Source organism: Nostoc sp. PCC 7524 (genome assembly GCF_000316645.1).
Classification (GTDB): domain Bacteria; phylum Cyanobacteriota; class Cyanobacteriia; order Cyanobacteriales; family Nostocaceae; genus Trichormus.
Genome location: NC_019684.1, coordinates 4,919,908 through 4,943,260 on the forward strand (window position 1 = coordinate 4,919,908; position 23,353 = coordinate 4,943,260).

At 41.0% G+C, this 23,353-nt stretch carries 19 protein-coding genes; 13 read left to right on the top strand and 6 right to left on the bottom strand.

Annotation, left to right across the window (positions count from 1 at the left end; translation table 11 throughout):
• Nucleotides 1–104: 104 nt before the first annotated feature.
• Together NOS7524_RS19835 and NOS7524_RS19840 are read right to left on the bottom strand one after the other, a co-directional pair.
• The gene (locus NOS7524_RS19835; protein ID WP_015140271.1) at nucleotides 105–533 is read right to left on the bottom strand and encodes a VOC family protein; all 429 of its coding nucleotides are present in this window, start codon (nucleotides 531–533) and stop codon (nucleotides 105–107) included.
• 108 nt (nucleotides 534–641) lie between these two features.
• A complete protein-coding gene (locus NOS7524_RS19840; protein WP_442789482.1) occupies nucleotides 642–1,151 on the bottom strand; it encodes a TIGR02652 family protein in 510 nt (169 codons plus the stop codon).
• 241 nt (nucleotides 1,152–1,392) lie between these two features.
• Between NOS7524_RS19840 and NOS7524_RS19850 the strand changes: the two genes are divergently transcribed.
• The 5 genes from NOS7524_RS19850 to NOS7524_RS19870 all read left to right on the top strand — a co-directional run bounded on the left by NOS7524_RS19850 (nucleotide 1,393) and on the right by NOS7524_RS19870 (nucleotide 4,495).
• Nucleotides 1,393–1,914: a gamma carbonic anhydrase family protein gene (locus NOS7524_RS19850; protein WP_041555390.1), complete on the top strand. Its 522-nt coding sequence runs from the start codon at nucleotides 1,393–1,395 to the stop codon at nucleotides 1,912–1,914.
• A 235-nt stretch (nucleotides 1,915–2,149) separates the two neighbouring features.
• Nucleotides 2,150–2,275: a photosystem II protein Y gene (locus NOS7524_RS19855; protein WP_015140274.1), complete on the top strand. Its 126-nt coding sequence runs from the start codon at nucleotides 2,150–2,152 to the stop codon at nucleotides 2,273–2,275.
• 212 nt (nucleotides 2,276–2,487) lie between these two features.
• Entirely contained in the window at nucleotides 2,488–2,703 is a 216-nt protein-coding gene (locus NOS7524_RS19860; RefSeq protein ID WP_015140275.1) for a DUF2839 domain-containing protein, read from the top strand.
• Nucleotides 2,704–3,438: 735 nt separating this feature from the next.
• Entirely contained in the window at nucleotides 3,439–3,627 is a 189-nt protein-coding gene (locus tag NOS7524_RS19865; RefSeq protein WP_015140276.1) for a hypothetical protein, read from the top strand.
• 523 nt (nucleotides 3,628–4,150) lie between these two features.
• A complete protein-coding gene (locus NOS7524_RS19870; RefSeq protein ID WP_015140277.1) occupies nucleotides 4,151–4,495 on the top strand; it encodes a DUF1815 family protein in 345 nt (114 codons plus the stop codon).
• 243 nt (nucleotides 4,496–4,738) lie between these two features.
• On the opposite strand, the gene NOS7524_RS19875 is transcribed toward NOS7524_RS19870, so the two are convergent.
• Entirely contained in the window at nucleotides 4,739–5,335 is a 597-nt protein-coding gene (locus tag NOS7524_RS19875) for a hypothetical protein (protein WP_015140278.1), read from the bottom strand.
• Nucleotides 5,336–5,532: 197 nt separating this feature from the next.
• On the opposite strand from NOS7524_RS19875, the gene NOS7524_RS19880 reads away from it, so the two are divergent.
• Nucleotides 5,533–6,162, top strand: coding sequence for a DNA-directed RNA polymerase sigma-70 factor (locus tag NOS7524_RS19880; RefSeq protein ID WP_015140279.1), 630 nt, complete (start codon nucleotides 5,533–5,535; stop codon nucleotides 6,160–6,162).
• A 96-nt stretch (nucleotides 6,163–6,258) separates the two neighbouring features.
• Entirely contained in the window at nucleotides 6,259–7,356 is a 1,098-nt protein-coding gene (locus tag NOS7524_RS19885) for a tetratricopeptide repeat protein (RefSeq protein ID WP_015140280.1), read from the top strand.
• An 88-nt stretch (nucleotides 7,357–7,444) separates the two neighbouring features.
• Here NOS7524_RS19885 and NOS7524_RS19890 read toward each other — a convergent pair whose 3' ends face one another.
• The 3 genes from NOS7524_RS19890 to NOS7524_RS19900 all read right to left on the bottom strand — a co-directional run bounded on the left by NOS7524_RS19890 (nucleotide 7,445) and on the right by NOS7524_RS19900 (nucleotide 10,793).
• The gene (locus NOS7524_RS19890; RefSeq protein ID WP_015140281.1) at nucleotides 7,445–8,305 is read right to left on the bottom strand and encodes a hypothetical protein; all 861 of its coding nucleotides are present in this window, start codon (nucleotides 8,303–8,305) and stop codon (nucleotides 7,445–7,447) included.
• 405 nt (nucleotides 8,306–8,710) lie between these two features.
• Nucleotides 8,711–9,196 carry a DUF2267 domain-containing protein gene (locus tag NOS7524_RS19895; RefSeq protein ID WP_015140283.1) on the bottom strand — a complete coding sequence of 162 codons (486 nt, stop codon included), beginning with the start codon at nucleotides 9,194–9,196 and terminating at the stop codon, nucleotides 8,711–8,713.
• A 187-nt stretch (nucleotides 9,197–9,383) separates the two neighbouring features.
• Complete coding sequence (locus NOS7524_RS19900) at nucleotides 9,384–10,793, bottom strand: sensor histidine kinase (protein WP_015140284.1); 1,410 nt, start codon at nucleotides 10,791–10,793, stop codon at nucleotides 9,384–9,386.
• A 1,057-nt stretch (nucleotides 10,794–11,850) separates the two neighbouring features.
• Here NOS7524_RS19900 and NOS7524_RS19905 point away from each other — a divergent pair.
• From NOS7524_RS19905 to ppk1, 6 genes are all read left to right on the top strand, one after another.
• A complete protein-coding gene (locus NOS7524_RS19905) occupies nucleotides 11,851–14,565 on the top strand; it encodes an ELWxxDGT repeat protein (protein ID WP_015140285.1) in 2,715 nt (904 codons plus the stop codon).
• A gap of 173 nt (nucleotides 14,566–14,738) precedes the next feature.
• Complete coding sequence (locus tag NOS7524_RS19910) at nucleotides 14,739–15,347, top strand: hypothetical protein (RefSeq protein WP_015140286.1); 609 nt, start codon at nucleotides 14,739–14,741, stop codon at nucleotides 15,345–15,347.
• Nucleotides 15,348–15,947: 600 nt separating this feature from the next.
• Nucleotides 15,948–16,511 carry a hypothetical protein gene (locus tag NOS7524_RS19915; protein WP_015140287.1) on the top strand — a complete coding sequence of 188 codons (564 nt, stop codon included), beginning with the start codon at nucleotides 15,948–15,950 and terminating at the stop codon, nucleotides 16,509–16,511.
• A gap of 62 nt (nucleotides 16,512–16,573) precedes the next feature.
• Complete coding sequence (locus NOS7524_RS19920) at nucleotides 16,574–17,506, top strand: fimbrial biogenesis chaperone (protein WP_015140288.1); 933 nt, start codon at nucleotides 16,574–16,576, stop codon at nucleotides 17,504–17,506.
• Nucleotides 17,507–17,604: 98 nt separating this feature from the next.
• Nucleotides 17,605–20,613, top strand: a complete 3,009-nt coding sequence (locus NOS7524_RS19925) for a carboxypeptidase regulatory-like domain-containing protein (protein WP_015140289.1) — start codon at nucleotides 17,605–17,607, stop codon at nucleotides 20,611–20,613.
• Nucleotides 20,614–20,787: 174 nt separating this feature from the next.
• The gene (gene ppk1 / locus NOS7524_RS19930; RefSeq protein WP_015140290.1) at nucleotides 20,788–23,001 is read left to right on the top strand and encodes a polyphosphate kinase 1; all 2,214 of its coding nucleotides are present in this window, start codon (nucleotides 20,788–20,790) and stop codon (nucleotides 22,999–23,001) included.
• Nucleotides 23,002–23,353 lie beyond the last annotated feature (352 nt).

Below are 23,353 nucleotides of genomic sequence, written 5' to 3' on the forward strand. Positions count from 1 at the left end.
AAAAAAAATTATTTCTTGTGCGGAGAATCATCTAATTCTCCTGAAGATATGTTACCTCGGAGACATTGATAATGTATATAAAAACACAAAACAAACAAAATAAACTAATGAAGTTTAGTTAAAAGTCTCAAGAACTCCAATGGTAAACCATCAGTATCAGCAATGAAGGCAACTTCCCAAATGCGATCGCCTATCTGCTGCTGTGTTGGTTCCAATAAAATCTTTAAAGGTGATAATTCCGCGCTTTCTGACACACGCTCTTGTAAATTTGTCAACCACCCTGGTAAATCTGGGGTAATCTCAGTTAAATCAAAGGACAGGTGATAGTACCCCACATAATGTTCATCTCCGAACGCATCCGGTGCTGGTTTTGGTTGGGGAATTTGGATAAGTTCAATTCTGCCGCCCAAGCCTTCCATCCAGCAAGCGAGGGTATAGCCTGTAGTGAAGCGTTCACAGACTGTGAAGCCTAGTATTTCATAAAAGGCGATCGCTTGATGGATATTCGCAGTCCGAATAGAAGCGTGGTGCATTTTGGGGATTGGGGACTGGGGATTGGGGACTGGGGATTGGGAAGGGGGAATTAGAGAATTAATTTCACCCCTAAACCCCACACCCCTACACCCCTAAATTCATCAAATTTACTCAAACAATCTGAAATAAGGGTAGCGCACGGGAACACCCGGTTCTTTGTCTAAATCAAAATTAATCACTTCCCAGCAAGGATCTTCAGCTGGATCGGGACTAAATTCTACAGGTAAGCCGTATAGCCTGGCAGATGATGTTTCTTGCTGTCCCGAACGCCAAGGAGTGCTGCGTTCTAAATAGCCACTCATCAACTCCTGATAACGTCTGGCGATGATCACTCGTGTTGCTCGATAGCCTTGGGTGTACAACTTGTCTAAGGCTTCATGGATTTCAAACCGAATGCCATCAGGATGAGTATGCTGTCTATACCACTCATTATTCCACCGCCGCCAATGTCGCCCAGACTGTAAATGAACTAACTCTCCAGTTTTGGGATTAGCTTCAAAAGCGCCATGACGAGGGCATAAATAGGTATCAGTTAGTGTCAGCGCCGGAATCGTTTGGCGACAATGGGGACACTGTATGTCAGGGCCAAATATAGGGTACTGCAAACCTGGATTCATCATGAAGTGTGTATAAACATAGTTTCTTCTTCACCAGCACCAGTGAGTTGGATTTTACACTTCGGCTCCACCACTCTGGGGGATTTGTTCTTGGCTACAGATACAAGTATCACAGCAAAAACAATTTTCACCGTTGTCTACCTCAACTTGGAGGTTCGACACTGTGATATCCTGGTTTTGCAACCAGGCTCCAAGGATGGAGTTTCTCCAGTGTTCCTGGGTACCATATTCACATTTTATCGTGTCTACCACTTCTTACTGGCCTTCTGTTGATTTTTCTCAAGCCGCCTTCATCGCACCTAATGCTGTAGTCATGGGTTCAGTCACAATAGCAGCAGGGGTAAACATTTGGTACGGAGCAGTAGTTAGGGCGGATGTAGAACGCATTGAAATTGGCGAATGCACAAATATTCAAGACGGAGCTATTTTACACGGTGATCCCGGTTTGCCCACAGTCCTAGAAGACCATGTTACCGTAGGACATCGTGCGGTCATACATTCTGCCCACATTGAGCGCGGCTGTTTGATTGGCATCGGCGCAGTCGTGTTAGATGGAGTTAGAGTTGGGGCTGGTAGCATCATTGGTGCTGGTGCAGTAGTAACCAAGAATATACCCCCCTTATCTCTAGTTGTAGGCATTCCCGGCAAAGTGTTACGTCAAGTCACACCAGAAGAAGCCGCAGAACTCATCGAACACGCCGAACGTTACAAAAAGTTAGCCTTAGTACACGCCGGAAAGGGGACAGATATTGGGTTTGGGTGAGGGACTGGGGACTGGGGACTGGGGACTGGGGAGATGAGGGAGATGTAGCTTGCTTCTCTGACGATGGCGTAAGCCTACCCGTAGGGTGGGAGATGAGGAAGCTATTGACTAATAACTACTAACTATTTAATCTTTCTTTACAAAAGCCTCTAGCAAAATTGCCCACTTCAGCTAAAAATAAAAATGAGAGTAGTTGACAAAACTTTAATTTCTACTTGATAGAGGGGTACTAGAAATGGATATTGATTTTCGTGTAGCGATCGTTTTAGCACCAATCGCTGTTGCTGCTGGTTGGGCAGTGTTTAACATTGGTGCTGCGGCTCTCAGACAAGTTCAAAACTTTTTGAACAAAGAAGCCTAAACTCTAGTTAAGATCACCAATTAAAAACCGACTGTTATCTTTACGACAACAGTCGGTTTTGTTGATTTGAGTTACCACACTCAGACTATCGACTGCCCCAAGCATAACTTTATGACACTTGTGTAAGTCAAGAGTTAAAAATTCGTCAAAAGTTAATCCCTAAGTATTAAAGTGGATTTATGAACTGAAGTTGAATTGCCAATTAATAAGTTATGGGTGAAGCAAAACGTCGCAAAACCACAATGGGAGAGAATTACGGTCAAGATACTCGTATCTTACCTTGGGTTCCTATCACTAAAAGCCAAGCTGAACTTTTTGTGACGTGGACTACTCGCGGTGCCTGGATCGGTATTGGTGTGATGGTTGTTGCGTGGATAACAATTCGTTTTATCGGGCCTGCCTTTGGTTGGTGGCAGGTGGTAGCTTAAAACATTTAAAACTGTCTCCCACTAAGTTTGTAAAAATTCTTATCTATGTCTGGACTGTTGGGCTAATCGAGCCTAACCTATTTCCCATGCCTAGATTAATTAGTTAATCCTCAAAACCCATGATTGTTTAACCATGCAATCAAGCATTTATTCGACTTGTATAAATAGTCACAAGTTACTTTATCTCTCATGAGATAGAGGATGTCAAAGTAAATTCAATAGGAATATTAAATTTTGTGGTTGGCTTGATCCAAGCAAGCTATTACTTATTTATAACCCTCGCTAGAGTAGCAAGCTTTCAAACTCCAATATGATGGGCTTGCAAAGTTTTTTGAGAATTAGTTCGTGTGCAATTTGGAGGATAAATAAATCTAATCTCAAGCTATATACAGCGTTTCTCTCTGTAGTGAGGTACATCCCATTAAGTTCCAATGTTAGGGGGTAGTATGTAGAGGTGGGGTATACCTCATGTAATTGGGAATTTTATAGACAGAACTTATGCAGGTGTCACACTCAACCTATTTTGTAGGGTGCGTCAGATGCCAAAAATCTGTTGAGAATAGCGCAAAACTCTCAACTTGCACATTTTAAAACCCTTATACAGTAAGGCTTTGAGAAATATCGAAAAAATGTGCTTGTTTCATATTTTGCGGGAGCGTTAATCGCGCCCGTAGGAGGCTCAAATCTGACGCACCCTACGAATGTGCCAGTTCCGTAAGTCCTAATAGAGTATGAATGGAACTAGAGCGCATTCTTAAAAATGCCAGAACAATGTTGCTGAAATGGCAACCGGATGATTCTCAGTTTCATGATGCTCGGTGTTGGGCTTGTAGCGATTTAGGTGGGAGTAGTATTTTCATAAAATTTAGTATTTCGTTTCAGTTACTACCAAGACTAACCACTACTACCACAGCTAAACACTAGACTTGGCAACCTTGTCCATTAACTTGACATATTGCTTTACAGATTGAGGAAAAGCTTCTTGAGGCTACCCACATCATGGGATACAACAACTCCCATTAAAAAAATATGTCATTTTTCTTACCAACCAAGTCTAAACTAAGGTGCCAAACGGCTTTACAAGTGTGGTCATTACTTACATCATGTGTACATCACTAATCAATTGCAATCAGTGGTTTTCCCGTGGTTGATTATTGCCAAGCTTGAGTTAATCTTAGAGCGATCGCTGTCATCAAACAATCACATCAGACAGATTTTCGTGAAGAGAACGTTAATTTTACCAATTCTGTCTGCTCACTTGATTTTTCAAACTGAATAGTTTGATACGGTAACTAATGAAGTTTTCTCTTACCTTAAGCTAGGTAGTTATTTAACTACCTAATCATTATCCGGTAATTGTAATGGATAGTCTACAATACCAATGGATGAGAAAATCTAAAGAAAATATAAAAGTAACTCAAATGACTGTGGTGTCTGGAGGACAAAAGTGTTTCAAAGACTAGCGCATCAACATCGGCAATTCGTTCAAGACTTGGTAATGAACCTACAAGCCTTGGCAATTGTACTAGAACGCCGGGGATATCTTGCGTCTTGTTACACCTGCGGCGACCAAATGAACAGTGCTTCATTTATGGTCAGCTTGGGAAATAATCACCTCATCCGGTTTTTAGTATCCGACTATGGGATCACTTGGACAGAGATGCGGGATGATCGCGAATTGATGAAATTAGAAGGTGCAGAGGCTATTCATCAGTTACAGGAGCTAGCCAATCTGGTTAAGCAACCTACACCAGTGATCTCCGGTAGTAAAGTCTTAGCAAAAAGAGGCTAAAAATTCCTGTCTTTGTTGGTGTCAGGTTAAAACACCTCCAGCAATCGATCTTCAATCGAAAATCGATTCACTTTTAATTGGAAATTATTATTAGGCAAACAACCGCAGCCCTTTCTCCATCGAAAAACTCAAGTCTAAAATTACTCAATCCTTTTCCCCTTCATTTGAGTTATCCACACACATAAAGAGGGTGTGTTGCGCTCTGACGTAACACACCCTCTTTTCATTACCAATAATTACAGACTAATTTGCTACCTCGGCTATTTCAATAATCCGCCCTTCATAGTCTTTAACGAGAAAATTCAGGGGCTTCTGGTTACGAATCTTGAACTTTAAGCCGCGTGTTTCTACTCGCAATAAAATCATCTCTAAGCACTCACGGTCAAAACAAACGTGACGTTGCTGATTTTTAGTACCTAAACTAGCTCCAGTAATAACGTGTAATTGGGTATTTTTCTTTAATTGATACCACAGCCCATCATTGCCGTTGTTCATTGTTCTGCCTGACCAGCTAGGACTGGTGGACATATATAGCGGATCTATCCCCGTTGCGCCTATAGTTTGTTCGTAGTTGTAGTAGTAGTGCAACGGCACTTCTGCGGCTGGCAAATCTAGCAACCCTTCATATAACTGTCGGGCAATTTCTAGATCAGAAACCATTACAGTATGAACTTTGGGGGCGCTGGTGAGAAATAGCCACATAGCGCCAGCATAGGCTGCTAGTAGCATCACCATAATACCTTGAGTAGAAAACAGGCTATCTAGGGGAAGGGAGGGCAAAAAAGAGCCTAAAGTTAAAGGCGCGAGCAGGAACGATATCACACTAGCTGCTATAACCATGAACAAATCAGAAATTATATAGAGGGAGCCGCTTTTATTATTGTCTATTAAGACTCAAAAGGGGTCTTCATTCTAGTGTATCAAGACTAAACTTGTCTGAGTCTTAACTGGAAACAGACAAACATCAAGATATTATACGGCTGACTCTCAAACTTCTATTGCCATTACTATCTTAACTACTATCCACCGACAGATTTATGCAAATTCCTCATTTTCCTGAAGCTAATCACCCACTGGTGAAGTCGCTGTTCCATCACAGTGACCAAGAACTGCTGGATTTGTTTCAGCATCATCCCGATGCTGGCAAATACTTTACTGTAATTTTTTGCCGTTACAGTCCGATAGTTTACACTTTAATTCAACATTCTGCGCGATCGCCTGTGCAAGCTGAATATTTGTTTGCCCTGACTTGGCGGCATATCTATTATGAACTCGGCGGACTGGATTTAAAAAACCCGTCACCCGGCCAGGTTGGTTTAACTTTACAAAACTGGCTGATCAATATCACGGCTGTCTGCATTAACGAAATTCAACTACCACCCACAGAAGCCATACATTATTCTCTGCAAGCCACTTCACCACCGCTATGGTGCTACGTTGAACAAGCTTTAGAGCAATTACCACCAATTTTGCGATTGATGGTATTGATGGCGCAGACTTTTCATTGGAGTGAAACTCGTATTGCTGCTTACCTGCAAGCAGAAGGCGAAAAGATTACGCCACCCGAAGTAGCCAATTTTCTCCAGGAAGGCTATCGTATGCTAGAGGACAAACTACCTAAAGATATTCGTGCTATCTATTTAGGCGAAGATTTAGCGCAATTATAGCCTAAGCATATACGCGCATAGTATTAGTCTTCATGCTTACACAGTAATTTTTTCTGCAAGCTATTACTGAAACTCAGAATTTCAGGGGTAAGTACTATGACACAAAGGCATACTGTTTTAAATTTAATTCCTAACCCGCCAATTTTTAGCTCTGGGTGGGTGAACAAATATAAATTTTTAAGTTCTTACCTTTTACTGGTGACTGTGCTGCTTTATCCTGTGGCGGCGGGTGCGGTTGACATCACCCAACAACTCCACCGTCCAGTTAGTAGTTCCTTTGGGCGAGAATCTAGAGATGAAGCCGATACATTATTACGTCTGGGTGAACAGCAATATGCTGCTGGATCTGCGGAAAAAGCTGTTGAGTCTGGCTTAGAAGCATTGAATATTTATCAATTAATTGGTGATGTCAAAGCGAAAGGTACGACGTATAATTTGCTGGCGAGAGCTTATATTCAGCTAGGACGATTCAAAGAAAGTGAAGACGCATTAAGGCGACAGTTAGCGATCGCACGGGATACCAAAGACTTTCAATCTCAGATTTTTGCACTGAATAACCTGGCTACTTTGTTGTTGCAAGCAGGTGAACCCATCCCAGCCGGGAAAACAGTTGAGGAAGCACTGACAATTGCTCGCAATGTCAACAATCGAGAAGGTGAAGGTTTGTCTTTGAGTAACTTAGGTTTAGTATCAGCTAGGCTGGGAGATTACAACAAAGCAATTAAACTGTATGAAACCGCTCTTAAATATCGTCGTCAAGTTGGTGATATTGGCGGTGAGTTAAATACTTTAAATAACCTAGGGGATGCTTACCTGGCTGCGGGTAATTATCCAGATACCATAGGAACTTATGGTTTAGCCATGCGGATGGCGAAAATGAACCGCGATCGCGCCAACCAGATCCGCGCCATTGATGGTTTAGTCACCGCCCACAGTGCTGTCGGACGTTACGAACGCGCCTTTGACTTACTCCAACAACGCTTAATCCTGGCGCAAGAATTACAAAATCGCCGAGAAGAATTAAATTCCTTTCAATCTTATGCTCAACTTTACGAGCAGTTAGGTAATTACCCAACTGCTCGCAATTTTTATGAAAGAGCCATTATCCTGTCAAGAACTTTAGAAGACAGTAAAAAAGAAGTTTTCCTGCGCGATCGCGTTACCCAAATGTTGAAGAAGACAGGGGGGAGGTGACAGGTGACAGGTGACAGGGAAGAAGCAGAGAGGCAGAGGAGAAAAACTCATGACTATTGCCTATTGCCTATTGCCTATTGCCTATTGCCTAATTCAAAAACACAGTCCCGTCTTCTTGAATTCTGACTGTACCTTTATCTTGACCTGGTACAGTTGCTGGGATCAGAGTCACTCTTAACATTCCAGCTTCCCCGGTGGGCTGTGGAATTACTCCTACTAAGCCGCCATCCTTACGGTAGAGTGTAAGTGTAACCGGTGCGCCTAAACCTCGGAGCATGACATTGGCTTTACCCTCTAGCGATCGCGGTTCTGTATCCCCAATCACTTGATAAGTTACCTCTGCACCAGTATCATTCACTAAATTGATATTCACCCTACCATTGGTGAGTGCAAGTCTGGCACTGGCTGGTTGTCGTTCACTTGGTAGAGGTGGTTGGGGTACAGAAACCTCTGGACGAACGGGAATCACTTGTTCAGGACTTATACCTCGTGCTACCAACTGTTGCGTGAAAGCATTGGGAGGACACCCTTGGGGTACAACATTTCTAGAATTGTAAGGTTCTTCGTAATAAATCTTAGGACAAGGATTAATACCAGTGGTACGAGTTCCGGGTGCTTCTCCACCTACCCCCATTCCTGGCTGATATGGTGACTGTGTAACAGGGGGTGTTACTGGCAGAAGTCCTTGATCTGCTAGTCTGCGAGTTAAGGTATTGGGAGGACATCCTTGTGGTACTAACACCCGCTCATCGTGGGGTTGTTCGTAGAAGATACTAGGACAAGGGTTAACTCTAGAAGTGGGTTTTTGTAGAGGTTGCTGTAGAGGTTGCTGTAAAAATTCTTGTGCAAATGTTGCTTGAGGAATTGCTGCTATGCTCATCAGTAATCCTCCAAAGATTGCACTAAATAATTTAGTGGAATTGCGAAGCTGTTGAGAATGTGTACTCATGATTAACTCCTATGTAAATTTACCTTTTAACGCTTGAAAAATATATTAATTAGCCACTTCTAATATTGTAGAAATAAGCTCAATAGTTGATTTAAGAGCCTAATTTTTATAGATAGCTATTAAATATTGAGCAATTTCAATTTAGCAACTCTTAGTTATGTCTTTATCTGGCTTTAGACCTGAAAAGCAAGACAAAAATAGCGTATTTTTCTACCTTAAGTATGATGAATACATGAACAAAAATATCCTGATTAATGAGTTATGAATTATTAATTGGGGTTATAGCTGTAGCCAATGAGATTAGTAGATTAGGACATCAGGAAATCATAAAACCATTACCATCAGAGGCTTTTCAACCTATCACCTGTAACCTGTAACCTGCTATAATTCATAACTCAAAATATTTTATGCTTCATCCCAAAGCTGACGTACTCTATCGGGTAGCCAACTGGCAATTTCTTGAATTCTTTCGGGCGATAACTCGTCTTTAGTGGCAGAAAACACGGCTTTAACTACTTGTTCTCGGTCTACATTTGGTGGCATTCCACCTTCATTGGCTACCCGAAATAAGAAGCGATCGCTATCAATTTTAAAGATACCTGGCCCCTGCCAAGGTGGACGTACTCGACTTAAAAATCCTACAAGGGGATTTGTATCATGCCACAAATCAGCAATCTCAAATTGCAGAGATTTATCCTCACTAGCTTCTGCTGGTTCGTGTAATTCGGCCTCAACTCTATCAGCAGCCTCTGTAGTCATCAAATCGCGCATGACGCGAAACACAACTTCTGTAATATCCCTAGCATCATAAATATCTGCTAAACCACTTTCTGCCTTCACTTTTTCTAAAAAAGGCATATCTTGTGCTTTGATAGGTGTGGGTGTTTGCATTTAAGCCCTCCAAAAAATTTGTTATAGCTGTATTTTTTCTATTTCAAAACTCAGGATTTTTTAGTGAATTATAGATTTTGAATTTTGAATTTTGAATTTTGGATTAATAGCCAGCTTTACTTAACAAATTAGTAGTTAAAGCGCAGAAGATTCATCTGCCACAAGAAACAAATGCTAAATAGAGAAATTAAGACTCAAGAGTGACTGGTAAGCTAATAATAAAAGTTGTGCCTTTACCAAGAATGCTTTCCACTTGTATTTGACCTTGGTGATGTTCGACAATAGCTTGAGCGATCGCTAGTCCTAATCCTGAACCTGTAGCAGTGTCTGTAGCTGGATTTCCCTTTTTATGGGTGCGTGCCGGATCTACGCGATAAAAACGATCAAATAATCGGGGTAAGGCTTCAGATGGAATCCCCACGCCGGTATCACTCACCCTAATTTGCAAATAAGCAGCACTGTTGTAGCGAATTCTGTCTAGCCGTGCTAGTTCTACATTGACTTCTCCACCTGCTGGGGTATATTGCAAAGCATTACCAATCAAATTAGTAAATAACCGCACCAATTGATCCCAATTACCCCAGAGCGTGAACCAATTTTCTAATAATTCTGGGCTAGTTTCCAAGGCGGGAGGGTCAACTAAATGTAAATTAAGTGTAATTATTTTTTCTGTGGCTAACAGTTGTTGTTCTTCCACCACTTCCATCAGCAAAGCATCCAACGGACAATCTGCAAAACCATCTTTGCTCATGCCACTATCTTGGCGGGCTAGGAATAGTAAATCATTGACTAATTTACCCAAACGCTGTGTTAGGCGTTCTACCACCTTTAACTGTTGGCGATAATTTTTAGAAACAGTGGCTTCGGCTGGTGTTAACTCCAAGTCAGCCAAAGCCACTTGCACATTAGTTTGAATCAAAGTAATGGGACTTCGCAATTCATGGGAAGCATCAGCCGTAAATTGTTTCAGGCGTTGGTAAGATTCGCCAACAGGTTCCATTGCTTTACCAGAAAGAAACCAACCGCTTGCAGCCACAGACAACACCATTAAACCTGTACCTAGTGCTAAGTCAAAAATTAATTGGCGGCTAGGTTTAGTCACTTCAAACCAAGGATGACTCACACGCAGATATCCTAAAACTTGCCGTCCAATTTCTACGCGTTGGGTGACTTGTCGCAAGAGCAGGGGGGACTGGGAAGTATCTTCATTGTCCCATCTGTCTTGTTTAAATATATGGACAGTTTCACCAGTGCGATCGCTATGTATGGGAATATTGAGAGGCTCAGAAAAAGTAGACCAAATTAATTCACCAGTCGGACTAAACCACTCTAAATCAATGTGGTCATCTTCTACTGTCTCAGCGTTGTTACGGAAACTAGCTTCTACATTAATACGGAATGGTTCAGGCTCATTGTTGGCTCGTTCGATGACTAGCGATCGCTCAACTATTTCCACTACGTGATTAAGGGTATCGTCAATCCGCTCAATCAAGGTATTGCGGACATATAAATACACACCACTTGCAAACAACAGTAGTAGCACAGCAGTTACAGCAGTGTACCAGATAGCCAGACGGCGACGAGTAGCTTGGAACATATCTCAACTAGACAAGATTAGCAACAGAGGGTTAAGGTTTCAAGTCAATTCTAGTTCCCCCCTTTTGAAGGCAGGGTTAGCAGGGTGGTTTCATACAACCAGAAAAAAAATCAACTTGCCTTTCAAAGCCTCTCCCCCCGTGGGGGAGAGGTTTGGAGAGGGGTCAAAATTTCTGCTATAGAACAAAAAATCAAGAGTTATAGATTTTTCTTTTTTGTTATCAAACCACTCTCTTAACTTGAGAGTAATAGGGCTTGCGTCTACAGGTTAGATGAAACAACCGTATTTACCACAGATGATATCGTTTCAATCAGCTAATGATTATTAGCAAAATCTAAAAATATACCAATTCTTTTTATACATAAAAAACCTGCTTAACAATGCTTAAATTTTTAATTACCAAATTTTGCATTTTTAAGTAATTTTACGGAAGCAAACTTTTTGGCATAGAAGTTAAATTCTAGAGGCAGTCAACCTGAAAGGAAATTGCCTATCAAAAACGTGAATCAAGGAGAGATAAAACATCATCGTCGTGCATAATTCTAAAATTTGTAACGAAAAGATAGTTACTAAAAAAATCAGGGCAAGTTCATACATAGCACGAATTTTTATTTCCCCCTTAACTAACAGTTAAGCACTCACATATCGGCAATAACATATATCTAAAACACCTCCTAACAAGCTGAAAAATATCTCTCTCAGGACTTACGCAGGTGTCAGACTCAACCTATCTTGTAGGGTGCGTCAGATGCCAAAAATCTTTTGAAAATAGCGAAAAACTCAAATCTGACGCACCCTACGAATGTGCCAGTTGCGTAAGTCCTATCTCTAATAGATAGATATTAAAACTTAGGAAATCTGGCATCTATCCAGTCACACACAACCATTTACATTCAGCAATTAGAAATCTTACTCTGATTTGCTTACTTGCTGTGAAATAAATAATCATCATCTCCGGTTGAATGACGGAAATAAATTTGTGCTACATCTTTGTAAATAATTATTTTGTAGCCGATATTTTTAGATGTTGGAGTTTCTATAAAAAAGAGTAAAAATTATGACGACTTATTCAGGTTTTCCCGATCCAGGTAGTAGTACAAGTACAGCTTTAGATACAACTTCTCTATCATATATTGGTGGCTCTCTCCTCAGCACACCAAGCATATTTCAAGATAGTGTCAGCCGTTTAAGTCCATCAGATCTATCTGATTACTATAGGTTTACTGTTAGCAGTTCCAGTATAGTTACCTTGGAACTGGATGGATTAACAGATAATGCTAATTTGTTTCTACGAAATAGTGCAGGTAGTTCTATTGCTCCTTCTACCAATGCTGGAACTACCGCAGAGAGAATACGTTTTAGTATTTCTGATCCACCAAGTAATCCATTTTACGCACACGTTTTTATTCCAAATGGTTCTACCTCCACCCCTTATAATCTCCGTCTTTCCGCAGAAACTATTCAAGAAAGCTACATATCAGATAGTTTAATTGGAAATTCTAGAAATATTGGAACATTCAGCACTACCGATGGCATCACTCCCATAATTGATTATGTCAGTAGCACAGGTCAAGTTGTAGACCAAAATGACTACTACAGCTTCACACTAAGTAATAGTGGCACAGTTGATATCAATTTGAGTAGCTTAAATGGTACTGATATTCTCTATGCTGATCTTCAACTTATCAATAGTTTTAATTCTGTTCTTCAAACCAGTGCTAATGTTGGAACCACATCAGAATTAATTAATTACAGTCTTGCAGCTGGTACATACTATATCCGCGCTTATTCTTTGTCAGATCCCGGTAACTATCAGTTAAATTTTAACTTTACCGCAGATCCACCAGACCAAGGGGGAAATACAGTTGGAACTGCTACTCCTATTATCCTAGACACTACCATCACAGATCAAGTCAGTCTCGCAGATAATAGCGACTATTATCAATTTACCTTAGCTTCAACATCTCTCGTAGATATCAGATTCACATCCCTCACAGCCGACGCAAACTTATTTCTGCAAAACGCAAGTGGTGGTAACATTATCACTTCAACCCAACCAGGAACAGCCTTAGATGCAGTTAGACTTAGTTTGAATCCTGGTACTTACAACATCTTAGTGAATCGAGGTTCTACACAGACAGCTGAATATACCTTGAGTGCATCTGCCCAAGTCATAGGAACAGATCAAGCTCCCAACAGTACAGCAATAGCACTGAATCTGGGTAACATCATCGGTGCTACCTCAAGGAATGAGTTTGTAGGCAATCTAGACACGAATGATTTCTATAAATTCACCCTGGATACTACTACTAACTTTAGTCTTAATCTCAATATTTTGAGTAGCTATTTCAATGCACAGTTAGTCAATGCAGATGTGCAACTGCTCACCAGTAATGGTACACAAATAGCTATCTCTAACCAGCCAGGAAATGCCAATGAAAGTATTAACACAACCTTAGATGCTGGTACATACTTCATTCGTGTTTATACCACTGGTTTAGCCAATACGTTCTATGATTTAGATATCACAGCAACGCCACAAGCTAAATTAGTACAAAACATTAATCCTACTGGTAGTTCTAACCCTGCAAATCTTACCGCCTTGGGTAGCTTAGTATATTTCACCGCTAATGATGGTGTAAATGGGGTGCAGTTATGGCGCAGTGACGGTAATACAGCTACTTCTCTCAGCAATATCAGTAGCTTTAACCCTAATAACTTAGTAGTCTTTAACAACAGGCTATACTTTACCGCTAGTGACAGCACTTTTGGTAGGGAACTTTGGGAATATAACGGCACTTCTGTAAATAGGATTAGTGATATTAATGTTGGTGCTGGCAATTCTGATCCAGGTAATTTGACTGTAGTAGGAAACAAACTTTTCTTTACTGCCGTCGATAGTAGCACCACCAGAAAACTGTGGGTTTATAATGGCACAAGCGTTAATTTAGTAGACATTAACCCAGGTTTTGCTACTACTGGTACACCCACATTTACAACGGCTTTTAATAATCGCCTCTTCTTCACAACCCAAAATAACAGTCAACTATGGTCAACTGACGGTACTGTGGGTGGTACACAAGTTATCAATGCTGGGGGAGTTACTAATTCAACACCACGTAGTTTAACAGTAGTTGGTAATACTCTTTACTTTACAGCCAACAACGGCACAAGTGGGCATGAAGTATGGCAATACCAAAGCGGTACAACAGCCAGCTTAGTGGAAGATATCACCCCAGGTAATAATTCCTACGCACCAGAAAGACTCACAACAGTTGGTAATATGCTGTACTTTGTCACAGATAGTGACAATGACTTTACGTTAGAACTGTGGAGAAGTGACGGTACTGAATCTGGAACCCAGATAATTGGCACTGATGGACAAGCCCCCAATTTAGGCTTTGGTGCTATTAACCTAACGGCTGTAGGAAATACACTCTATTTTGTAGCGAATGATCCGGTGTCAGGTTTAGAGCTATGGAAAACAGATGGTACAGATGTCGGCACAGTCATAGTTAAGGACATCTCATCTGGTACTGCTAACAGTCTTCCCACCGGCCTTGTCAACTTCAATGGTACCCTCGCTTTTGCCGCTTCTGATGGTACTAACAGAGAGGTGTGGTTCAGTGACGGCACAGAGCTAAATACGATTCGGGCTAGCAACATTTATCCGGGAGGAATTGCTAACCCTGATTGGCTGACTGTCGTTGGTACGAAACTGTTCTTCACCGCTACCGACGGGGCTGACAACACAGAATTATACGTACTTTAAAGGAGGTGATGATTAAAACACAAAATCTGTATGTAAGAAGCAAGTTTTAAATGGTTGCAGTTTCTCAACAACTCCAGCCACTTATAGGCCAAACATGGCATTGATTGAACGAGATTTACTAACAGTCAACACAAATTGACACAAACACAAAATATAGGGAGATGTGTTCCATTATGAAGAACAAATTTTTAGCTCTAGCTGCTTTCGGTGCTGCTGCTTTGGGTAGTGCAATTGTTTCCACTCCTGCTAACGCACAAATTCCTCAAGGTTCAGGCCCAACCAGCCCTATTACTGTTAACGTATCTGTTCCAGAAGTTCTGTATTTGAGAACAATCACTACTGCTAATCTTGTAATCACTCCTACTGATTTGACTGCTGTCGCCTTAACCGGATTAGGACCTGGAGTTCCACCAACTTCTCCTTTCATTGGCAGTAATCAAGGTCAAGAAGCTGGCGGTACTGTAGACACTGCTTCTCCATTTGCAGGCGGATTTGCAGATGGTGTTCCTGTCGAAAAGACCATCACCAGCGCCTACATTGTTTGGTCTAATGCTCCAAGCAACTACGAGGTACAAGTTACAGCTCCTGTTGGTGGATTTGTTGGACCTGGTGGCGATGCTGTTACTGCTGCTGTTGTTGGTACTAACCCAGCTTCATTTGCTCCTGAAGGCCTAATTAATTCTACTCCTAGAGATATTGTATTAGACCTCGCAGGAGGATCTGGCGACCTCACTGCTGGTACTTACACAGGTGTTCTAACAGTTGAAGCCTTCAGACCATAGTTGATTAACATTCATTGTGATGGCATTGGGAGTAAAAGCCTGCCTCCAACCTCGCAAGTAAAAAGCAGACTTCTCTCCTACTGCCCAGATGATTCAGTCTACTGGTTAGCTTTCTGAATCAAGTTTTTAAGAGGTTGTTTCAAAAGTGATTAGCTGTGACTTTAAGTACCTGTTGATCCCCCCTAGCCCCCCTTAAAAAGAGGGGGGAATGTGAATTACAGTCTCCCTTGAACCAAGGGGGGAATGTGAATTACAGTTACCCTTAAAAAGAGGTGGGGGAAAGTGAATTACAGTCTCCCTTAAAAAATAGGGAAAGAATGAATTAAAGTCCCCCTTTTTAAGGGGGATTTAGGGGGATCTCAAAGTATTTAATACATCATTAGGGCTTTTTCAAACTTCCTCTAACCCCCTGAAAAATGGGGGTATTTCCCATACTAAATTTTTGAGTTCGGAATCTCCAAGGCTCAAAAATATTTAACTTCTACAATTCTATCTCGATAGCTTTGGACAATGTATAAAGTTTTAGCAATATTACATTGTCAAATTAATGAAGCCGGAGAATCTCACTGTACATGACTTTGATTTGAGTGATTTAGCAATATGTCATGGCATAAAATCAAAATTCCAAAAGTATATTTCCTTAGTTGCTTGGCCTTAAGCACAGCTATCTTGGTATGCTTGCAAACTCAGACGCAAGCACAATTTATCTCTAACATCGAACCCATAGAAATTTACCAATTAGCCACACCTCAAAGACTGACAGTTCCTCCCATAGCACATTCAGAAATTACTCTGACTACCAAAAGTGAGTCAGTCAGAGACGCAGGAGACTTAGCAGCACCTCCTCAGTTTAATTCTGTTGTGGTTCGAGAATTCCCTGGGGTTTGGCAGATGCGTGTTCCTATAGATCAAGTTGACTCTCTTTATGCCACCTATGAGATGAAAGCTGATAATGGCAGGAGCAGTGCAGTTAGCAATGAACAGCGTTCTGATGCTGCTGTTCCGGTGGTACTAGAACCATTACCCATCATAGAAATTTCCCGCGACTTCAATAGTAATACCGCTTTAGTACAAGGTGGATTTCGCTTAAGAATGGACATTTCTCAGGCTCAAGTTGCAGGTAATTACGCTGGGGAATTAATGGTGATAGTAGATCGCCGTTAATTTTTCGCAATTAACATCAAAAATCATTTATTGTCTGTTTTTAAGTGAAGAGTTTAATTGAAATGTTACCGAAATTTAGAAATCTTACCTTGGGTTTAATTGGGGCATTAGCTCTAGGTTTACAACCGGCTGAGGCACTTAATATTGGTGTGACTCCACCTAAATTTCACGTCGATATTAGTAGTAATAAAACACGCTCTCAAGCGATTAAGGTGATGAACTTTGATTCTAAACCAGTAGAATTTAGAGTTTATGTTCAGTCGTGGAATATGAACGAGCAGAATAAAATTCAAGTCCTGCCGCCTGAAGAACAATCATTAGAGCAGTGGATTGTTTTTACTCCTTCTCGCTTTACAATTCCCCCAGGTGGTGTGCAGACTATTCGCTTTGCTGTTCGTCCCAGAGTTCAACCCCAATCAGGTGAACACAGAGCAGTTATTTTTATTGAAGAAGTCCCACGCAATAATACGGCTCAGGGTATAAGATTAGTTGGTAAATTAGGTGTGGCAGTTTACGGTTATGTGGGAGATATTCAGCGAGTTGGTGTGTTGAATGCTGTAAATGTAAACACTAAACCAAATGCGCTGAATGCCGTATTTGATATTTCTAGCCAAGGCAATGGATATGTCAATATGCAAGGTCAATATACTATTTGGCCGGCAGATAAATATCCAGGCACAGAGGCTACCAAACCCATAGGTAATTTAGGTAAGCCAGAAACCAAAATTCCTGAGCCTTTAGTAGATGCAGGTTTATTACCTTCTACACCTGTATTACCTAATAGCCGTCGTAACGTCTTATTACCCATTAAAAAAGATTTACCACCTGGTAAATATGTCTTAGACATAAAGGGAGACTTAAATGGCGTAGCAATTAAAAAAGGCATACCTTTTACAGTTCCCGTAAATCGTCCAGTAGCTACTAATCGTTCTCGAATTCAACCTTCATCTCAGAAACTCAGAGATTCCCTAAGAAATTCTCAACCGCGCAAATAGGTTTTGTGAGTTCAAAAGTCAGCTTTAGTTCTTCCCAACAATCATTTTGTAGCCGGGAAGCTTTTTAGGCTACCTATACAAATTTGTGTGCTTTAGTTATGTTCTACCAACCTTCTACACCTCCCCCCCCAGCTACGATTTTACAGTCCGAGAATCCCTCTTGCACAACCCCAGTAACTGCTAGGGTTAATCAAGATAATCAGTTAATTGCAGGCACAATAGCAACTCCTACAAAACCGGAAAGCTTACCACCTGAATTTTCCCTAGATGATTCACAGTCATCTTGTGTTCAAACAACACTAAATGAAGATGTCGAGAATCAAAATATCATCGCCAATGGCACGACCAATTCAGATAATAATATTGAAAATGCTATAGACTCTGGCAATCAATTACAGAGTTCACAGGTCTTAGCTCAAAGCGATACAACATCATTAACTGCTGAAGATGCAGCTAATAGTAATACAGAAAATATTCATGTAGATATTAATCATACTGCTGCTGATCAGCAACAACCTCAAAGTGATAATAATTTAGTTGCCCAAGAGTCTAAAACTTCAATAGACAAAAATAATTCCTCACCCGATATTCCAGTTGATAATATTATAGCTAATGCTAAAAGTTTATTAGTTGCAGTATTTATCAACGCCAGAGAAGTTGGGAGTTTAGAAATAATTCCTGAAGGTAATACTTTATTACTTCCCTTGGAAGATTTTAGCAAAATCGCCGGATTAGAAGTTGAGAATATAGATACTAAAATTCAACTCAAGACACCTTTAGGTGTAGTAACACTAACAGAAGCAGATTTCAAAAAAATTGATGGAATCATTTATGTTAGTGATATTTTCTTAAAAGAAAAATTATTAACTAATCTAGAGCTAAAACCTTCAGATTTAGCTTTAAATGTTGATTTACCTTGGCGTAGAGGTATTAATCGCTCTAGAAATCAAGCTCTTGACCTAGAGCCAGAAGTTAAAGCCCCTAGTAATGGCTTATCAAATTTACGGCAGGAATTAAGATATTTCAGTAATGCTGGTAGAACAAGCTGGCGCAGTTCTACACTTTTGGGTGGGCGTTTAGCTGGTGGTGCATGGCGTTTACGTTTAGAGAATAATTTTGTTGATCAGCCCCAACTTACTGAATACTTTTTCTTTAAACGCTCAGGGCGAATGCTCTATCAATTAGGTCGCCAACAAATAGCATTACATCCTTTATTCACTGGCACTAATTTTACAGGGGCGCAGATTGGTTATACTAACATCCCTGCGGATAATTTTACTACCAGTTATAGTGCTAGTGAACTTTTACCCAGACGTTCCCGACCTCTACAATCTTTTCGAGGTGTAGTTCCTCCTGCTAGTATTGTCCAGTTAAGAGTTAGCGGTTTTATTGTTGCCCAACAACAGGTGGGATTAACTGGTGAATATGAGTTTGTAGATATCAATTTACCAACTGGTCAAAGCAACGAAATTGAGCTTTTAGTATTTGATCGTAATAACCTCAGTATACCTATAGAGATTCGGTCTTTAAGACTGAATGCTTCTGATTTATTATTACCAGCAGGTGGAAATATTCAGATAGCAGGTGTAGGTTTAACTGGTAACTGGATACAAAATAATTTATTTGATGATTTTACCTCTACCGAAGCGGGCAGATTCACTGGATTTTATCAGGTGCGGCAAGGTCTTTCTGATAACTTTACAGTAGAAAGTGCTGTGCAGCTTTTACCTGAAACAACACAAGCCCACGCAGGTTTTGCTTGGCGTTTAGCAGATCCCGTTATTCTTTCTGCGAATGTGGGTACTTCACGCGGTGAGGTGGGTTATGCAGCTAATTTAGATATTAAGTTTGATAGCTGGCAAATTTTGGGAACTTCTGAATATTATCCAGACGGCTACTTTTATAGTAGGCAATCACTCGATCGCCAAAATCATAGCTTAGATATTAGATATAAGTTTAGTAATAATTTGGATTTGGGTGTAATAGCCAGAAGTTTCCGCAATCAAAATGATTCTACTAGCTACATTTTGCCAACTTTTGCCTTCCGTCCGGCTGCTAATTTATCCTTGAGAGGTTCACCAGATTATTTTGGTCGCTACTCGTTAAATGCTTTTTATCGCCCTACAGATAAGACTAGACTATCTTTTACTTCTTTCGGTGATATTTACACAACAGATTTTGGCTATAACTTTAACCGCGAGTATCTCTTATCTTTTGGTACAGAATCTGGTGGTGATTTACCGACTCGTTTTACTTTGGTACTGAATCGTAATGCTCTGAATCTTTTCGGTCTGAGTTGGCGGTTAGGGTTGGGATATAGAGATGGAGAAATTGGCCCCGTTGTGGGTGCTAGTATGCGGATCATACCGGGATTATTTGCGTCCATTGATTACCAAGGCATACCCTCTAGAAATAGAAATATTTTTGGTAACAATATTGGGGACGATCGCCTGACGATATCATTAATCTCAGATTTATCTTTTGCTGGCGGTAGTGTCAGACCATCTGAGTATAGTTCCCTCAATAAAGACAGAGGCGCGATCGCTGGCAGAATAGTAGTAGAAGGTGGTAGAAATGGTACAGACCTCAGTGGAGGTCTAATTCAGGTATATAACAACCGAGGCCGCAGCGTTGGCGGTGCCAGAATTGACTCTCAAGGTAACTTCTTTGTGGGCAATTTGCGAGAAGGTAATTACATAGTGCAGATTGACCCAGATGAGTTACCAATTGAAGTTTCACTACGGAAGACTACAATAGTTGCTGAAGTCGCAGGTGCGGCTGTAACCAAGTTAGATTTCCCCGTCAGATTAGAATATGGCATGGCAGGTAGAATTACTGATGTATCCGGTCAACCAATGTCAGAGGTGGAAGTAGAAGTAGTTGATACTGAAGGTAAACGAGTCGCTACAGCTATGACTGACCAGTTTGGTCTTTACCGGATAGATGGTCTTCCCGTTGGCAAGTACACACTGCGCGTTCCTCAACAGGCAAACATTACTAATACTGCAACCCTCCCGCAACTAGAAGTAGCAATTAGTCAAGATTTCATCTACGACCAAAATCTGCGTTTGCCAATCTCCGCAGCTGTGAAGCAAATACAAGAGTAGGGATTGGGAACTGGGGATTGGGGACTGGGGATGTAACTATTGCCTATTGCCTATTGCCTATTGCCTATTGCCTATTGCCTATTGCCTATTTCCTATTGACTGATACCCTATTTCAATTACTATGTGTATTGTTATCTCCCTTAATGGGCTGCATCAGGCTAGCCTGCGATCGCCATGCCTAAACCAAAAAAAAGCTCTAATTCTATTAATTTAACCGATTCTCAATATTATATTAACCGAGAGTTAAGCTGGTTACAATTTAACAATCGGGTATTGCATGAAGCTTGCGATCCTCGCACGCCGCTTTTAGAACGTCTGAAGTTTTTAGCTATCTACTGTTCTAACTTAGATGAATTTTTCATGGTGCGGGTTGCAGCCCTGAAGCAACAGGTAGAGGCAAGGGTGGGTAAGTTAAGCCCCGATGGACGCACACCACAGCAACAACTCGATGATATTCGGCTAACTCTCACGCCTCAAGTAACGAAGCAGCATCAACATTTTGAGCAAGAAATCCGGCCGTTGTTAGCAAAACAAGGTATCCACATCCTGGATTACATTAACTTGACTCAAAAACAGCGCACGTATCTGGATAATTATTTTGAAGACCAAATTTTCCCAGTTCTGACTCCCTTAGCGGTTGATCCCAGTCATCCTTTTCCCTACATTTCTAATCTCAGTTTGAATTTGGCTGTTTTGGTGAAAAATCCGGATACAGAAGAAGAATTGTTTGCCAGAGTCAAAATTCCCAACGTTTTACCGCGATTTTTACCATTACCGCCGGAGTTGGGCATTCAGCAGGAGAACGGACAACCAGCTAACTGGACAGGTGTACCATTAGAACAGGCGATCGCTCATAATTTAGAGTCTCTGTTTCCGGGAATGAATATCCAAGAATATCACCCTTTCCGGATTACCCGCGATGCTGATTTAGCTTTGGAAGAAGATGAAGCTGATGATTTGTTATTAGCTATAGAACAAGAACTGCGGAAACGGCGTATTGGGGGGAATCCTCTACGAATTGAAATTCAATCCCAAACACCTGAACCAATACGTACTCGATTATTACAAGATTTAGACCTCATAGAAAATGATGTCTACGAAGTAGATGGTCTTTTGGGACTGCGGGATTTAATGTATTTTATGGCCTTGCCATTGCCGGAACTCAAAGACCCACCACGTCAGTCTGTAGTACCTATGCGGTTGCAACGGCTACGGGAACCCACTCTAGATACAGAGGTTCTAGAGTTAGAAGAAGGTAAAGATTTCTTTGCTGTGATTCGGGAAAAAGATTTATTTGTACACCATCCCTATCAATCTTTTTCTTCAACCGTGGTTCGCTTTATTACCCACGCTGCCCATGACCCGAATGTGCTGGCTATTAAGATGACTTTGTACCGCACTTCTGGAGATTCGCCCATAGTGAATGCCTTAATTGCGGCGGCGGAAAATGGTAAACAGGTTTCTGTATTGGTGGAATTAAAAGCCCGATTTGATGAGGAAAATAATATTTATTGGGCAAGGCGATTAGAACGGGTAGGGGTACACGTTGTTTATGGTTTAGTTGGTCTGAAAACCCACTGTAAAACTGTAATGGTGGTGCGGCGAGAAAAAGACCGGATGCGTCGTTATGTGCATATCGGTACTGGAAATTATAATCCGAAAACCGCCAGGCTATATACAGATTTAGGCTTGTTTAGTTGTCGGGAAGAATTAGGTGCGGATATTACAGATTTATTTAATTTCTTGACAGGATATTCCCGGCAAAAATCCTATCGAGAATTATTAGTTGCACCTGTAAATATGCGCGATCGCTTTTTGGAATTGATTCGCCGCGAAATCACTAATGCCCAAAATGGATTGACTGGGCGGATTGTAGCTAAAATGAATTCTCTTGTCGATCCCCAAATCATCGCCACCTTATACGAAGCTTCCCGTGCTGGTGTGCAAATTGATCTGATTATTCGGGGTATTTGTTGTTTACGTCCAGGTCTACCCGACATCAGTGAAAATATTCGCATCATTAGCATCGTTGGACGCTTTTTAGAACACTCTCGTATTTATTACTTCTACAACAATGCTCAAGAAGAAATTTATATTGGCAGTGCTGATTGGATGAGTCGAAACCTCGACCGACGAGTGGAAGTAATTACCCCAATTAAAGACACAGATATTGCTAAAGATTTGCAAGAAATCTTAGGAATTATGCTGGCTGATAATCGTCAAGCTTGGGATTTACAGGTCGATGGCACTTATATTCAACGCCGTCCTGGTGATGATTGTCCAGAAACAAACTCACAAATTACACTGATGAATATGGCTTTACGTTCAACTGGTGTGGCGACTAATCTCATAGATGCTAATACAAGTTTTTCGCAACTTGATAAATAACACAAGAAAACATTCATGATGAACTTTTGGCATCACTAACTCTAGCTTATTCTATTCAGGACTTACGCAACTGGCACATTTATAGGATGCCTCAGATTTGAGTTTTTCGTGATTCTCAACAGATGTTTGGCATCTGACGCACCCGACAAGATAGGTTGAGTCTGACACTTCTGTAAGTCCTAAGTTATTTGTCATTAGTTTTTCTCCCCTCAACCCCTAAATCCTTACATTCTTGTTTCTTAAAAGCCTCAAACTAGCACAGCTATGCACTAGGAAAAAGTGAAAGAAACACTCTATTTCTCTCTTTGCTGTCACCTGTAACCTGTATTTCTCAGAAGTAATCATGATGCAC